12 protein-coding genes are annotated in these 15849 nt (G+C 37.2%); 10 read left to right on the plus strand and 2 right to left on the minus strand.

All coding sequences use genetic code 11. From position 1 onward, the window contains the following. Nucleotides 1-19: 19 nt before the first annotated feature. Nucleotides 20-691 carry a lipoprotein signal peptidase gene (locus AB657_RS14195; RefSeq protein ID WP_047247094.1) on the plus strand — a complete coding sequence of 224 codons (672 nt, stop codon included), beginning with the start codon at nucleotides 20-22 and terminating at the stop codon, nucleotides 689-691. On the opposite strand, the gene AB657_RS14200 is transcribed toward AB657_RS14195, so the two are convergent. Then, the gene (locus tag AB657_RS14200; RefSeq protein WP_047247095.1) at nucleotides 670-1236 is read right to left on the minus strand and encodes a 5-formyltetrahydrofolate cyclo-ligase; all 567 of its coding nucleotides are present in this window, start codon (nucleotides 1234-1236) and stop codon (nucleotides 670-672) included. The two genes, AB657_RS14195 and AB657_RS14200, sit on opposite strands and share 22 nt — an antisense overlap. Nucleotides 1237-1712: 476 nt before the next feature. Between AB657_RS14200 and uvrC the strand changes: the two genes are divergently transcribed. The 9 genes from uvrC (at nucleotide 1713) to AB657_RS14245 (ending at nucleotide 14704) form a co-directional block, all read left to right on the plus strand. After that, the gene (uvrC, locus tag AB657_RS14205; RefSeq protein WP_047247096.1) at nucleotides 1713-3500 is read left to right on the plus strand and encodes an excinuclease ABC subunit UvrC; all 1788 of its coding nucleotides are present in this window, start codon (nucleotides 1713-1715) and stop codon (nucleotides 3498-3500) included. Continuing rightward, nucleotides 3484-5787, plus strand: coding sequence for a patatin-like phospholipase family protein (locus tag AB657_RS14210; RefSeq protein WP_232304889.1), 2304 nt, complete (start codon nucleotides 3484-3486; stop codon nucleotides 5785-5787). Before uvrC ends, AB657_RS14210 begins: the two co-directional genes overlap by 17 nt. Before the next feature lie 333 nt (nucleotides 5788-6120). Then, a complete protein-coding gene (locus AB657_RS14215; RefSeq protein ID WP_047247097.1) occupies nucleotides 6121-6900 on the plus strand; it encodes a DUF3108 domain-containing protein in 780 nt (259 codons plus the stop codon). A gap of 5 nt (nucleotides 6901-6905) precedes the next feature. Then, a complete protein-coding gene (locus AB657_RS14220) occupies nucleotides 6906-7877 on the plus strand; it encodes a tryptophan 2,3-dioxygenase family protein (protein WP_047247098.1) in 972 nt (323 codons plus the stop codon). A 2-nt stretch (nucleotides 7878-7879) separates the two neighbouring features. Continuing rightward, complete coding sequence (locus AB657_RS14225) at nucleotides 7880-9169, plus strand: peptidoglycan DD-metalloendopeptidase family protein (protein ID WP_047247099.1); 1290 nt, start codon at nucleotides 7880-7882, stop codon at nucleotides 9167-9169. Then, entirely contained in the window at nucleotides 9156-10793 is a 1638-nt protein-coding gene (gene pgi, locus AB657_RS14230) for a glucose-6-phosphate isomerase (RefSeq protein WP_047247100.1), read from the plus strand. The genes AB657_RS14225 and pgi overlap by 14 nt, the downstream gene beginning before the upstream one ends. Before the next feature lie 172 nt (nucleotides 10794-10965). Continuing rightward, the gene (locus tag AB657_RS14235) at nucleotides 10966-13563 is read left to right on the plus strand and encodes a TonB-dependent receptor (RefSeq protein ID WP_047247101.1); all 2598 of its coding nucleotides are present in this window, start codon (nucleotides 10966-10968) and stop codon (nucleotides 13561-13563) included. Between the two features lie 96 nt (nucleotides 13564-13659). Beyond that, nucleotides 13660-14097: a hypothetical protein gene (locus AB657_RS14240; protein WP_047247102.1), complete on the plus strand. Its 438-nt coding sequence runs from the start codon at nucleotides 13660-13662 to the stop codon at nucleotides 14095-14097. Between the two features lie 49 nt (nucleotides 14098-14146). Then, nucleotides 14147-14704, plus strand: coding sequence for a 3-keto-disaccharide hydrolase (locus AB657_RS14245; protein ID WP_047247103.1), 558 nt, complete (start codon nucleotides 14147-14149; stop codon nucleotides 14702-14704). Between the two features lie 9 nt (nucleotides 14705-14713). Here the strand turns inward: AB657_RS14245 and AB657_RS14250 are convergent, their stop codons facing one another. Beyond that, the gene (locus AB657_RS14250) at nucleotides 14714-15754 is read right to left on the minus strand and encodes an endonuclease/exonuclease/phosphatase family protein (RefSeq protein WP_157491831.1); all 1041 of its coding nucleotides are present in this window, start codon (nucleotides 15752-15754) and stop codon (nucleotides 14714-14716) included. Between the last annotated feature and the right edge of the window lie 95 nt (nucleotides 15755-15849).

A 15849-nucleotide genomic window follows, 5' to 3' on the forward strand; every position in this document is an offset into this window, starting at 1 on the left:
TGACTCTTTGACAAAATATATGAATTTAAAAAAGTCTGCCTTATTAATTCTTTTGATACTTGTTATAGATCAATGGAGCAAAATATATATAAAGACCAATTTTGTGTTGGGCGAATCGGTCGATGTGTTCAATTGGTTCAAGATTCTCTTTATAGAGAATGAAGGTGCTGCTTGGGGGGCAAAGTTGAGCGATATTTTTCCTATAACCGATCGTTCGGGTAAGTTGATCTTGACCATTTTTAGGTTGTTCGCAATCTTTGGAATAGGGTATTGGTTGAATGATGTTATAAAAAAGAAATCTTCAAAAACATTAATAGTTGCCGTTTCGCTGATTTTTGCCGGGGCTTTGGGCAATATATTGGATTCCGTTTTTTATGGGTTAATTTTTAACGAGAGTTATAACGAGGTGGCTACGTTGTTCTCCAGTGAGCCTTATGGAGGCCTGTTTCATGGTAAAGTGGTGGATATGCTTTATTTTCCTTTGATAGATACCACATGGCCAGATTGGGTCCCATTTGTTGGAGGAAACAATTTTCGCTTTTTTGAACCTGTTTTCAATATAGCCGATACGGCTATAAGTACAGGGGTGGGTATTTTATTGGTTTTTAATAAAAAAGCTTTTAAGCACCACGATGAAGAGGCTTCGGGTTCGGTTGAGGAGACAGAAAATCAAGAATCTTTAAAAGAGTAGTTTTTTTTCGGCGTTACGCAGTAGTCCAGAGGAATATCATTTTTATAGACGTCCGAAATCTCTTTTTCCGCTTCGAACAAACTTAATCCTACTTTAATAACATCGGTCCTGCATTGCTTTAAAAAGTTGTCGTAGAACCCTTTTCCATAACCTACACGGTTGCCTTTTTCGTCAAAGGCCAATAAGGGTATGAACACAACATCTATTTTAATGGGTTCTATGGTGATACCATCTATAGGTTCTGGAACGCCCCATTTGCTTTTAATGAATTTTGTATTATCCGTAAGAAGATAATGCTTTAAGGTATCTCCGTGTACTTTGGGAACTATAATATTTTTGTCTTTACCTTGAAGAACCGACAATAGATTAATGGTGTCGATTTCCTTTTTTGATTCAATGGGTAAAAAAATGTGGTAAAATTCCTTTGACCAGATGGGAAGGCCTAAAACTTTGTTTGAAATGGAAAGGCTTTTAGATGATAGTTCGCTAAAAGAAAGCTCACTTCTGAGCAGGGCGTATTTTTCTCGTAAATCTTTTTTCAACATTGTTGAAAAATGATAAGGTTAATATATAGGTATTTAAATTACTCTTTTCCTGCAACCGCAAAGAAAACCTTGAAAAATAGCATTAGAATTAAATATGTCCCAAGTGTTATGATATAGCTTTCCATTATAATATCCGGGGTTTAGATTCAAGTTAAATGTAAGTAAAAAAATCATTAATTATCCATGAAAAGCACACTTTTATCGTTAAAAAGCACTTTTTTATGTAAAAATTAACATACAAAGGAAAGTTTTGAAATTTAGTATAGTTTTATCTATCTGATAATCAGTTGATTAGTCTGTTTTTTTTGTACTTTTTATTTTTAAAGGTCGCATATACTCTTTTTTTAACGTTCTCTACATGCCCTGGCAACCAATAGAAAGATTGTTTTTTTAGTTAATAATTATAAAATATTTAGTGTTCTTGGCAAAAACAAGTATTTTGAATCGTCTTATTTTTGATAAAAAATTCCGCACGAATGTCCGAAGTTCCCTTAAATATTCAATTAAGCTCTCTTCCTAATAGTCCTGGTGTATACCAGTTCTATGATAAGGACGGTAAGATATTGTATGTTGGGAAAGCCAAGAATTTAAAGAAAAGGGTGTCCTCTTATTTTAACAAAAACCATGAGTACGGTAAAACGAGGGTTTTGGTTAAAAAAATTAATTCAATAAAGCATATTGTAGTTCCTACGGAAACAGATGCTCTTTTGTTGGAGAACAACCTGATCAAAGAGTATAGGCCGCGCTATAATGTATTGCTAAAAGATGATAAATCTTACCCTTGGTTATGTATAAAGAACGAACGTTTTCCGAGGTTGTTTCTAACAAGAAGGGTTATAAAGGATGGATCTGAGTATTTTGGTCCGTATACTAGTATGAAGACGGTGAGGACCTTGCTAGAGATCATTAAGAGTGTATATCCTTTAAGAACTTGCAATTACGACCTTTCAAAAGAGAAAATAGAGAACGGTAAATATAAGGTGTGCTTAGAATATCATTTAGGTAATTGTAAAGGGCCATGTGAAGGTTTGCAGTCTACAGAGGATTATGATCGTCAAATCTCTGAAATTCGTGAAATTATAAAAGGTGATTTTAAATCTTCTCTTCATTACTTTAAGAACGAGATGAAGGCATTGGCTTCTGAGATGCGATATGAGGAGGCGCAAAGAATAAAGGAAAAAATAGAGGTATTGGAAAATTATCAGGTAAAATCTACGATAGTAAACCCCAAGATAGATGATGTAGACGTTTTTTCCATTGTATCGGACGACACCTATGCCTATGTAAATTTTCTTAAGCTTTCGCACGGTTCTATAATTAGGTCGCATACGATGGAGATAAAGAAGAAATTGGACGAGAAAGATGAGGAGTTGCTGCAGTTGGCGATTGTAGAAATACGACAACGTTTTAATTCCCATTCCAAAGAAATTTATCTTCCGTTTAGGGTACTTGTAGATCCTAGCCTAAAAATGACAATACCTAAGCTTGGCGATAAAAAAAGATTGATAGAGCTTTCTGAACGTAATGCCAAGTTTTTTAGACAAGAAAGGTTTAATCAGATCAAGATATTGGACCCTGACCGCCACACCAATAGAATTATGGCCCAAATGAAGATAGACCTAAGGTTGTCTAAAGAACCAAGGCATATAGAATGTTTTGACAATAGTAATATTCAAGGGAGTAATCCGGTCGCGGCATGTGTTGTATTTAGAAATGGAAAGCCCAGTAAAAAAGAATACAGGCACTATAATATAAAAACGGTGGTGGGCCCTGATGATTTTGCATCGATGGAAGAAGTGGTCTTTAGAAGGTACAAACGACTTTTGGAAGAAGACGAGCCATTGCCGCAGTTGATCGTTATAGATGGGGGCAAAGGTCAGTTGTCCTCTGCTCTAAAAAGTCTTGATGTTCTGGGGTTGAGGGGTAAGATCGCCATTGTTGGTATTGCCAAAAGGTTGGAAGAAATTTATTTCCCGGGAGACTCTGTTCCCCTTTATCTAGATAAGAAATCAGAAAGTCTAAAAATAATTCAACACCTAAGAAACGAAGCGCACCGTTTTGGAATAACATTCCACAGAAACAAAAGAAGCAAAGCAGCTATCAACTCAGAACTGGAAGGTATAGACGGTATCGGCGAAAAAACGGCAAAAGAACTATTAAAGAGGTTTAAGTCGGTGAAAAGAATTAAAGAGACAGCTATAGAAGATCTTAGCAAAGTGGTAGGTTTGTCCAAGGCAAAAAAGATATATGACTCATTTCATTAAATATAAGCTCGGTTTTAAAATTATGAGGTTTGCCATTGCAATAATAAGTTTGTTTTTCTTCTTTCTAAAAGTCAATGCACAGGCTACCCTAGAGGTAAAGGATAAAAAAATAGGCCTTGTTCTCAGTGGTGGTGGGGCTAAGGGCCTTGCTCATATTGGGGCCATAAAAGTGATAGAGGAAGCGGGCGTAAAGGTAGATTATGTCGGTGGAACAAGTATGGGGGCCATTGTTGGGGCATTGTACGCCGCCGGTTATTCTGGGTCAGAGCTTGATTCTATTTTTAGGGCAACAGATTTTATAAATCTAATTCAAGACAACCTACCAAGAAGCGCCAAGACTTTTTATGAAAAGGAAAATTCTGAAACATATGCGTTGACATTGCCTTTCGATAATTTCAAGGTAAGTGTTCCACGGGCCTTCTCCGGGGGGCAGAACGTCTATAACGAATTGGTTCGCCTTTTGTACCATGTAAAGGACGTGAACGACTTTTCTAAATTGCCCATTCCGTTTGTGTGTATTGCTACCGATATAGAGACAGGTCAAGAGGTGGTGTTGGATTCTGGTTATCTGCCAGAGGCCATTATGGCAAGCGGTACCTTGCCTTCTCTTTTTGAACCATCGAGTATAGGGGATAAAGTGCTTATAGATGGTGGTATCGTAAACAATTATCCTATTGATAAAGTTAGGGCCATGGGGGCTGATATAGTTATTGGTGTAGACGTGCAGCACGGGCTTTCCAGTCGTGATGCCCTGTTGTCGGCAACTGAAATTCTTTTACAGATCAATAATTATAGGACCGTAAAGGATATGGAGGAAAAATCGAAGAAAACCGATATTTATATCAAGCCAGATATAGAAAATTATACGGTAATAGAGTTTGATAAGACCGATGAAATTATAGAAAAGGGAGAAATCGCTGCCAAAGAAAAATTCGCAGAACTGCAAAAAGTGGCCACCATGCCAAGGTATTTAAAAAAACCTATAAGCACGGTAAGCCTTAATGATACCATTACCATAAATAGATTGGTAATAAACGGAAACCATAAACACACCAGAGGATATGTAAAAGGAAAATTAAGGTTTAAACTTGCGGAGCCCATCACATTTAAAAAGTTGCAACAAGGTATAAGTAACCTTACGGCTACAGGTAATTTTTCGACGAACAGGTATAAATTGGTTTCCAATGGGCTTGGAGAAGACTTGATTCTTAATCTAGATGAGGTTGCCAATACCTCCTTTATTAAGTTGGGGGCCCATTATGACGATCTTTATAAAAGTGCCGCAATCATTAATCTGACAAAAAAGAATCTGGCCTTTCAAGACGATGTTGTCTCGTTCGATCTTATTCTTGGTGATAATATCAGGTATAATTTTAAATATTTTATAGATAAGGGAAGCTACTGGAGCATTGGATTAAACTCTAGGTTTAACTCATTTGAAAAGGATATAAATTTTGATGTGATAAGAGACAATTTTGATGTCTCGGTAACAGAGAGCCTTAAGACCATAAACTTTGATATATCGGACTTTACAAATCAATTTTATTTGCAGACCGTTTTACAAGAAGAGTTTGCGTTTACCATAGGTGCCGAATATAAATATCTAAAGTATAGTACTACTACCCTGGGCGATCTTTCAGATTCAGACTCGGGCACCTCCTCAAATGTTTCGGACGGAAGAACTTTCTTTGAAAAAAGTGGCTATTTTAGTGTTTTTTCGAATTTAAAGTTGGATACTTACGACGATAAATATTTTCCGACCAGAGGATTGTTTTTTGAGGGAGACCTACATTATTACCTTTTATCCTCGGATTATAACAAGAATTTTAAAGACTTTTCGGTGTCAAAGCTCAGGGCAGGGTTGGCCTTGCCGATTACGAACAAACTTTCTTTCAATTTGGAAACAGAAGGTGGTTTTAAATTAGGAACTTCCAACGTAACTACGTTCGATTTTGTGCTTGGCGGCTATGGTACGGATCTGATCAATAATTTTGTTCCGTTCATAGGGTACGACTTTTTGAGCCTTCCAGGAAATAGCTATGTAAAGGCATATGGTAGGTTGGATTATGAATTTGCCAAAAAGAACCATTTATTGCTGTCGGCAAACTTTGCCAATGTAGATGACGATTTGTTCAGGACCGGAGAGTGGTTTACGTCCCCGAATTTTTCGGGGTATGGTATAGGTTACGGTTGGGAGTCATTTATAGGCCCTGTTCAGGTAATGTATTCTTGGTCTCCAGAAAATGATAATTCTAGATTTTTCTTCAGTATCGGCTATTGGTTTTGAGACAAAAAAATGCTTTAAGAAAACGTATAATTCTTAAGAAATTGCTAATTAAATCGTGTAAGTGTGAATTACTGTTAAGTAGTAAGTTAAAGTAAGTTAAAAGCTATATGAAAAATAAAAGTATGTATTAATTTTGTCCATGTAAGGGGTGGTTCCCTTACAGCTTTAAGTATTGGTTTTTCATAATTTAAAGTTTGGTTGGTTATTTAGGAAAAGCCCAGTTATAAGACTGGGCTTTTTTTATACAATACTTTGGAACAAATTTTGTTTAAGATATTGTAAGATGGCTTTTTGTAAAGAATCTTATGGTATTTTAGATTTAAAATCCGGTTTATGAAAAAGACTTTTATTGTTGTTTTTTTAATGGTTGCAAGTAATCTTTTTGCCCAAAACAAGAAGTCTGCCTTTAAAACCGGAGAATGGCTAAAATTTAGAATGCACTATGGTTTTCTGAATGCGAGCTATGCAACGCTTCATGTAAAGAATGCTACAATAGGTGATACACCGGTTTATCATGTTGTGGGCCATGGAGAAACAACAGGTTTTGCAAGTATATTCTTTAAAGTCGACGATACTTATGAGAGCTATTTTGATAAAACCGACGGGCGACCATATAGATTCATAAGAAAAATAAATGAAGGAGGTTATAAAAAGGATGTTGAAATAAATTTTGACTATGAAAAGGACAAAGCTTATCTAAATGATAAAAAAAACAAGAAAAAGCTTAATTTTACCCTTGAAGACGGTATACAGGATTTAATTTCTGCATTTTACTATCTTAGAAACAACTATGAGCCAAAAGATCTAGAAGTAGGCAAGTCCATAAATTTGAAAATGCTATATGATGACGATGGTATTTTTAACTTTAAACTAAAGTATCTTGGCAAAGAAATAGTTAAAACAAAATTTGGTAAGGTAGAGTGTCTTAAATTTAGACCTTTGGTACAGTCCGGACGGGTTTTCAAAGAAGAGGAAAGCCTGTCTCTATGGGTATCCAATGATGAAAACAGAATACCCATTCGTATAAAGGCAGATTTGGCCGTAGGATCTATAAAGGCGGATCTTGATGGTTACAATGGTCTAAAGCATCAATTTAAGATATTAATGGATTAGATATAATGACGGATAAAGAGCGGGTCAAATCGCAGATTTCAAAACTGGAGGAAAAGTATAAAAATTCGGGCCAAGACCTTAGCTCATATTTGGACGGGCTTTTATACCAACGTTATTTAACCTATTGGGATTATATTCATTTAGATACCTTGTTGAGCCTACAGGTTCCAAGAACACATTTTCCGGACGAGGAAATATTCATCATGTACCATCAGATCACCGAGCTATACTTTAAGCTTATACTACACGAGCAAAAGCAGTTGGTGGACGATAAATCGCAAGATCTTGATTTTTTTATCGAAAAACTAAGGCGTATAAATAGTTACTATACCGCTCTGATTTCTTCTTTTGGCATCATGATAAAGGGAATGGAGAAAGAGCAGTTTCTTCAATATAGAATGGCATTGTTGCCCGCGAGTGGTTTTCAGTCGGCACAGTACAGAATGATAGAAATTTATGCCACACCGTTAGAGAATTTGGTGCACGCTTCTAAAAGAGAAGAATTTTCTTCCGAAGACGATATAGAGACACTTTACGAACATATCTATTGGAAAAGAGGCGCCACCGATATGGCAACGGGCGAAAAAACACTTACGTTAAAGCAATTTGAATATAGGTATACACCAAGGTTTATACGTATAGCCAAACAATTAAAGAACAATACCATCTATCATAAGTATTTAGGGTTGCCTCTAGGGCATCGGCAGAACAAAGAGTTGATAGAGGCGATGAAAACGATGGATATGAACGCTAATGTAAATTGGCCGTTGATGCATATGGGGTCTGCGCATCGTTATTTAAGCCGTGATACGGGAGATATAGAGGCCACAGGGGGTACCAATTGGAAAGAGTACCTTCCGCCAAGTTTTCAGAAAGTGATTTTCTTTCCGAACATATATAGCGAAAAAGAAAAAGAGGAATGGGGCAAACAATGGGTAGACCACATTTATAATCCTAACAAAGTAAATATAGAATAAGAATGCAAAAGTATTGGGGCGTCATATTTGCATTGGTCCTTTTAGGGGCCTGTAAAGAAGATAAGAGCACTTTGGTGCAAAATGAAGAGGCGAAAGTAGCTCAGGTAGAAACCCCTGTGATTACACATTTCGGTTTTAACCTAGACGAGTTTAAAGTTAAGAGAGATACCGTTAAAAGGGGCGATAGTTTTGGAGAATTAATGTTGGAGAACAAGGTAGATTATCCGAAAATCGCAAAAATATCGGAAGATTTCAAAGACACTTTTGATGTAAGAAAAATAAGGGTGGGCAAACCTTATCTGATATTAAAATCAAAGGATACCACAGAGAAGGCAGAAGTTTTTATATATGAAAACGACCCTATAAATTATACGGTGGTAGATTTTAGGGACAGCGTTTTGGCCTACAAGCGAAAGAAAGAAGTAAAATATGTAGAACGCGAGGCTTCGGGTGTTATAGAAACATCTTTGTCAGAAGCTATTTTAGATCAAGGTATAGATTATAACGTTACTAATAACCTGTCTGAAATATACGCTTGGACCATTGATTTCTTTAGACTTCAAAAAGGGGACAAGTTTAAGGTCATATACAAAGAAAAATATATAAACGATTCTATTTATGCAGGCGCAGGACCTATAGAGGCCGCTTATTTTGAGCATAACGGAAGGCCGGTATACGCTTTTGCCTATGAAAACGATTCTTTAAAAGGAGGGGTAATAGATTATTATGACGAGGAGGCCAATAATTTGAGGAGAACTTTTCTAAGGGCCCCGGTTAAATTCAGTAGAATATCATCTCGCTATAACCTTAAAAGACGAATTCGTTATTACGGTTATAAAGTTAGGCCACATAAGGGAACGGACTATGCCGCACCGATCGGCACACCTATCATGGCAACGGCAGATGGAACGGTGGTTGAATCTACCCGAAGGGGAGGAAACGGAAAGTTTGTTAAGATTAGGCACAATGGTACGTATTCTACTCAATATTTGCATATGAAGGCGCAGAACGTAAAAAAAGGAGACTATGTGAGACAGGGCGACATTATTGGTTGGATCGGCATGACGGGTAATACCGGGGGGCCGCACGTTTGTTACCGTTTTTGGAAAAATGGAAAACAGGTAGACCCTTTAAAGGAAGACCTGCCATTGGCAGAGCCGCTTGACGAAAAGTTGAGACCTGATTATTTCGCATATATCAATCCTTTAAAAGATCAATTGGACTGCATAGCCTATCCAGAGAAAATTGAAGAAGATTTGTTAACACTTAATGAAATAGATGGCACTAAATAATATTAACCCTACAACAACCGAGGCTTGGGCAAAATTGTCCGAGCATTATAAGAACACTAAAAACCTTCACTTAAAAGAGCTTTTTTCTTCGGACGACCAAAGAGCTGAGAAGTTCAGTAAGAAATGGAACAATTTTCTGTTAGACTTTTCCAAGAACAGAATTACGGACGAAACATTGGGGTTACTAATAGATTTGGCAAACGAGGTAAAGCTAAAAGATGCCGTTGAAAAATATTTTTCTGGAGACAAAATAAACCGAACAGAAGGTAGGGCTGTTTTGCACACTGCTTTAAGAGCGAAGGAAACCGATGAGGTCTTTGTTGATGGTAAGAACGTTGTTGCAGAGGTTTATGAGGTAAAAAAACATATAAAAGAATTTTCCGAAGCCATAATAAAAGGAGAAAGCAAAGGGTATACCGGCAAACCGTTTACAGATGTTGTAAATATAGGTATCGGGGGTTCCGACCTAGGGCCTGCCATGGTGACCGAAGCATTAAAGTTTTACAAGAACCATTTGAACGTGCATTTTGTAAGTAATGTAGATGGTGACCATGTACACGAGGTGTTAAAGGGTTTAAATCCAGAAACTACTTTGTTTGTAGTTGTTTCGAAAACGTTTACTACGCAAGAAACATTGAGCAATGCAACGACCATAAAAAAATGGTTTTTAAATTATGGAACACAAGAAGATATCGCAAAGCATTTTGCCGCGGTATCTACGAATACCGAAAAAATAGCAGAATTTGGTATTGCGTCCGAAAATGTATTCCCGATGTGGGATTGGGTCGGAGGTAGATTCTCTCTATGGAGCGCCGTAGGACTTTCTATTGCACTTGCCGTGGGCTACGAAAATTTTGAAGCCATGTTGCAAGGCGCGAATAATATGGATGAGCATTTTAAAAATACCGATATTAAGGACAATCTTCCAGTATTAATGGCCTTGGTAAGTGTCTGGTATAACAATTTTTATGGTGCGGAGACAGAAGCTATAATTCCATACACTCAATACTTGAGTAGATTCTCTGCCTATTTGCAGCAAGGGATAATGGAAAGTAATGGGAAAAGCGTGGATCGTAACGGTAATAAGGTGAGTTACGAAACGGGTACTATAATCTGGGGAGAACCAGGAACAAATTCTCAACATGCCTTTTTTCAGTTGATACATCAGGGTACAAAATTGATTCCTACCGATTTTATCGGGTTTAAGTATTCTTTGCATGGTGATCAAGACCATCATAATAAGCTGATGGCCAATTTTTTTGCACAGACCGAAGCTTTGATGAACGGAAAGACCCAAGAGGAAGTAGAGGCCGAGTTGAGAGAAAAAGGGGCCTCTAATGAAGAAATAGAGAAACTTGCGCCTTACAAAGTCTTTGATGGTAACAAGCCTACAAATACGTTATTGATAGATAAATTGACACCAGAAAGTTTGGGGGCATTAATTGCCTTGTATGAACATAAAATATTTGTTCAAGGTGTGGTTTGGAACATTTTTAGTTATGATCAATGGGGTGTAGAGCTTGGGAAACAACTGGCCGGGGCTATATTAAAGGATATTGAAAGTGAGAATATTGGAAATCACGATAGCTCCACATTGCGACTTCTTCAATATTTTAAGAAATAATTTAGAATATTTATAAACTTATTAAAAATAGGTATAACACATTCATTCTCAGTTCTATTTTCAAAAAAATTCAGGTATTTTTGCAGTATTGATTTAACGTTACCTTAACGTTCAAGGTCCAAAAATGAAGGACTTTTGCAGAAGGTTAAAAAACTAACAAATACTTGAAAAAATGAAAAACATCTATTTCGCAATTGCGGCATTTTTAATGACCGTAACGGCTTTTTCACAAGAGACAATTACCGGTGTGGTCAAAGATGGGGAAACGGGAGACCCACTGCCAGGGGCTAGTATTGTTGTTAAAGGTACAACAAAGGGTACCACAACAGATTTTGACGGTAATTTTTCTCTAAATGTAACAGAAGGTTCGGGAACCTTACTTATTTCTTATATGGGGTATATATCTAAAAATGTACCTTTTACAAGTGCTGGTAGTATCGGTACTATTTCTTTACAGCCAGACGCTGAACAATTAAATGAGGTTATTGTGGTCGGGTCTGGAATTATCGACCTTGCTAACGACAGGCAAACACCCATAGCGGTATCTACTATAGGGGTAGCGGAAATACAAGAGAAAGTAGGGGCGCAGGATGTTACCATGACTATGGTAAATACACCTTCTGTATATGTTGCTGGTCAATCCGGTGGTTTTGGTGATACGGAGATTAGGGTTCGTGGTTTTGAGCAAGATAACACGGCTTTCCTTTTAAACGGTCAACCGATCAATGGTATGGAAGATGGTAAAATGTACTGGTCTAACTGGTCTGGTATTTCTGATATCGCTAACGGTATCCAGATTCAGAGAGGTCTAGGTTCTTCCAAACTTGCTATTTCATCTGTGGGTGGTACGGTTAACTTTGTTACAAAAACTACTGATATGAGACAGGGTGGTTTTGTTTCTGCAGGTATTGCAAATGACAACTATCTAAAAACTACAGTAGGATATAGTACTGGAGTAAGTGAAAAAGGTTTTGGTGCCACAGTAATGTTGTCTCACTGGCAAGGTGATGGGTATAGTAATGGTACCTTTGGCGAAGGTCAGACTTATTTTATTTCTTTGGGGTACAAACTTAACGATGCCCACAACTTTAACTTTTTGGTTACCGGTGCACCACAGACTCACGACCAACATTACACAGAAAAAATTTCTGAGTATTTAGAATATGGAATGCTTTATAACGGTAACTACGGTTTTCTTAATGGAGAGTATCTTTCCCAAAGAACTAACTACTACCATAAACCAGTTGCCAACTTAAACTGGGACTGGACAATAAATGAGTCTTCTAACCTTTCTACAGTGCTTTACGCTTCTTGGGGCCGTGGAGGTGGAACGGGTAGCTACGGTGATGGACCTGGTTACATCCCTAATAGTATTACTAATGAAGGTTTAATTGATTGGAATGCCGTTGTTGAGTATAATAAAGGTATTACAGATGGTATAGGTGTTGGTGGTTCTTATTATGGTTCAGGGATTAGAGCTTCTGCCAACAACCATGGCTGGTATGGTTTGGTTACCAATTATAGCAACGAGTTAAATGAAAACCTTACATTTAATGTTGGGGCAGATTTAAGAACTTATAAAGGAACACACTTCAGGCAACTTGTTAACTTGTTGGGATTGAATGGTTTTGATGAAAGTGAAAGCCTACAGTATCCTGATGGTTATATCGTTAGCTCTACATTTAAGCCTAGCGGTTGGTCTTCTTTGTTCAATTATGCAGATGAAGATGAGAGAATAGATTATGATTATGACGAGAGAATCAACTATGGTGGTGTTTTTGGACAGGTAGAGTATGTTAAAAACGCCGTATCTCTTTTTATGCAAGGTTCAGTATCTAGCCAAAGCCACCAAAGATGGGACAGATATCAGTATACAGAGGCTGAAGAAAAGTCAGAAAAAGTTACCAATACAGGTTTCAATATTAAAGGTGGTGGTAGCTACGCTATCAACAATCAAAACAAGTTTTATGTTAATGCCGGTTACTATTCTCGTCAACCCTACCATGATAACATTTATTTGAACTATACGAACGACGTAAACCCATTAACAGAGAACGAAAAAATTCTTGGTTTAGAAGCAGGTTATACTTTTAGTGCACCTAACTTTAGTGCTAGATTGGACGTTTATAGAACTTCATGGAAAGACAGGGTCGTAAGTTCATCGGATACCGATGATTTTGGAGCGATTACCTTTGAAACCGATGAGGGAGTAGAACAATTGCACAGTGGTGTAGAATTATCAATGGACGCTAGGCCTTTACCAACATTAAAACTTACAGGGTTCTTGTCTGTAGGTGATTGGAAATATGTAGGTGATGCTGTCACTACTACAAGAGATGAGGATAGAAATGTTCTTTCATCCGACGTTGAAGATGTTGATGGTGGAGAAGTAGGTGGTGCCGCACAAACAACATTCGGATTAGGATTTGACTACGAATTTGTAGAAAGAGTATCCTTGGATGCAAACTACAGATATTATGATAAACTTTATGCAGATGTAGGTGCTGTAAAAAGCAACATCGAATTACCAAGCTTTGGATTGTTGGATGCAGGTGTTAGCTACAGAATGCTATTAGGTAAAAATGACGATAAGTCTCTATTGTTCAGATTTAACGTAAACAACGTACTTGATGAGGAGTATATTTCTAAAATGACTTCTAATATCGAAGCTGCTCCAGGTGATGATACATACAAAGGTATCAATACAAGTAATTATGTATACTTTGGTAATGGAACCACATGGAACTTTAGCTTACGCTACAAATTCTAATCCATAACAGAATTAAATATTTAAGCCCTGATGGTAACATCAGGGCTTTTTTATGCTTAAAAATCACTATTTTTAAAACCAATTAAAACCGATATTATGTACGAAACAATTCAGGTGCTACATTCCTATTTGGCCTATGTAGCATTGGCAATGCTGATAATAGCCGTAATAAACGCTGTTTCAGGATTAGTGGGTAAAAGAATCTTTACTATGGACAAAGATTTAAGAATTAGTCTTTTTGCCTTAATTCTTTGTCACATACAATTGTTGGTCGGTCTTGTTTTATATTTCGTCTCGCCAAGTGGGTTAAACGCCATACAGGAATTTGGTATGGGAGGGCTGACCTCCGCAGCCAGATTGTTGGCTGTAGAACACCCATTTATAAACATATTGGCAATTGCTTCGATAACTATTGGTTGGTCTAGACATAAGAAATTTGTTGAAGGGGACAAAAAATTTAAGAGCATAGCCATTTTCTATGGTGTAGGTTTGGTGCTGATCTTAAGTAGAATACCATGGAGCCAATGGTTTTAAGCAAGTTATAGTGAAACAAAGTATAAACTTGCTTTTTACCTTGCTTTTAATGATTGGAGTAAAAGCCCAGACCAAGGCACTGTTCAATGGAGAAAATTTAGATGGATGGAAAATCTACGGAACCGAAAAATGGTATGTAGAAGATGGTCTCTTGATTTGTGAAAGTGGACCAGATGCGGGTTACGGTTATTTGGCAACCGACGAACATTACAAGAACTTTATTGTAGAGTTGGATTTTAAACAAAAGGCCGATGGAAATAGCGGTGTTTTCATCAGGTCGTCGGTAGAAGGTACTACCGTAAGCGGATGGCAGGTAGAAGTGGCGCCGCCAGGTTATTATACCGGTGGGGTGTACGAATCCTATGGACGTCATTGGCTGATTAAGCCTGAAGAAGAAAAGGACAAAGCACTGAAGTTTGGGGACTGGAACCATATGAAAATAAAGGTAGATGGCGATAATATCACCTCTTGGCTAAATGGTACCGAAATGATTGCCCTGAAAGATGAGATAATAGGTAAGGGAGAAGGGGCTATTTTACTTCAGATCCACGATGGTGGAGGTATAAAGGTAAAGTGGAAAAATATAATGCTGACACCATTAGATTAACAATAGTTTTTAGTAGACCTTTTTTATAAGGTGCATATAAACGGGAAAGTGATCGCTATAACCGCCAACATAATTGCCTCCGGCATATGTTCTTAGAGGGTAGCCTTTGTATTTGCCTTTTGGGTCAATAATATAAGAGGGCGTGTATATACCGGCTTTCCAATAGGCATATGAACCTTCGGGTGGTTGTACAAAGTTGGATGTAAAATAGATTTGGTCAAAGATATTCCACTTGTCGCGGTACGCTAAAGAACCCATTCCTTTTTTATACATTTTTTCCATAGGTCCAAAAAGACTCATAGAATCAAGTTGTTTTATTTTTCCTTTGACTTTAAGAATTTTTTTGAAGCTATGATCTACAGGGTCATCGTTAAAATCTCCCATCGCGATAATTTTTGCATTGGGGTCATATCTTTTTAAAGAGTCTATGATTCTTTTGTTCAACTTGGCAGCCTCTAACCTAAAAGGTCTACTACGAAGCTCTCCTCCACTTCTAGAAGGCCAGTGGTTTATGATGAAATACATCTTTTCAGTATCTAGCATACCTTCGACCACTAGTTGGTCCCTAGTATAATCTCGTTCACCATCATCATTGAACAATAATAGTCTATGACTGGCAAAGGAGGTTGGTATAAAAGCTGATTTGGAATATAGTAAGCCAACATCTATACCTCTTTCGTCGGGAGAATCAAAATGCACAATACCATAATTCTTTTCTTTTAGGTTGGGGTGGTTTGTCAAATCTATAAGTACACTCTTGTTCTCAACCTCACAAACACCAATAATGTCCGGCGTAGCATTGGTGTTAATCTTACCTATTTGCACTATAACCTTCGACAGATTTTCTATTTTTTTTAAATACCGTTCTTGTGTCCATCCATCTTTTCCTTCTGGTGTTCTGTCGTCATCAAATATTAAAGTGTCGTTTTTGGTATCAAAAAGGTTCTCTAGATTATAAAAGGCTATCGTACGCACCTGATATTTGTTCTTCTCTTGTGCCTGTATTATTAAAGGGCTAAGAAGAATCAGCAAATAGATAATGGGTTTCAACATAATGGAAATATATGATTTTTTAGATTAAACGAATGTATAAGTTGTTGTTTTTTAATATATTACAATACCATTAATAGAGAACACTAACCATT

Origin of the sequence: Maribacter thermophilus (assembly GCF_001020565.1) — a bacterium.
In the GTDB taxonomy this organism is placed as follows: Bacteria; Bacteroidota; Bacteroidia; order Flavobacteriales; family Flavobacteriaceae; genus Maribacter; species Maribacter thermophilus.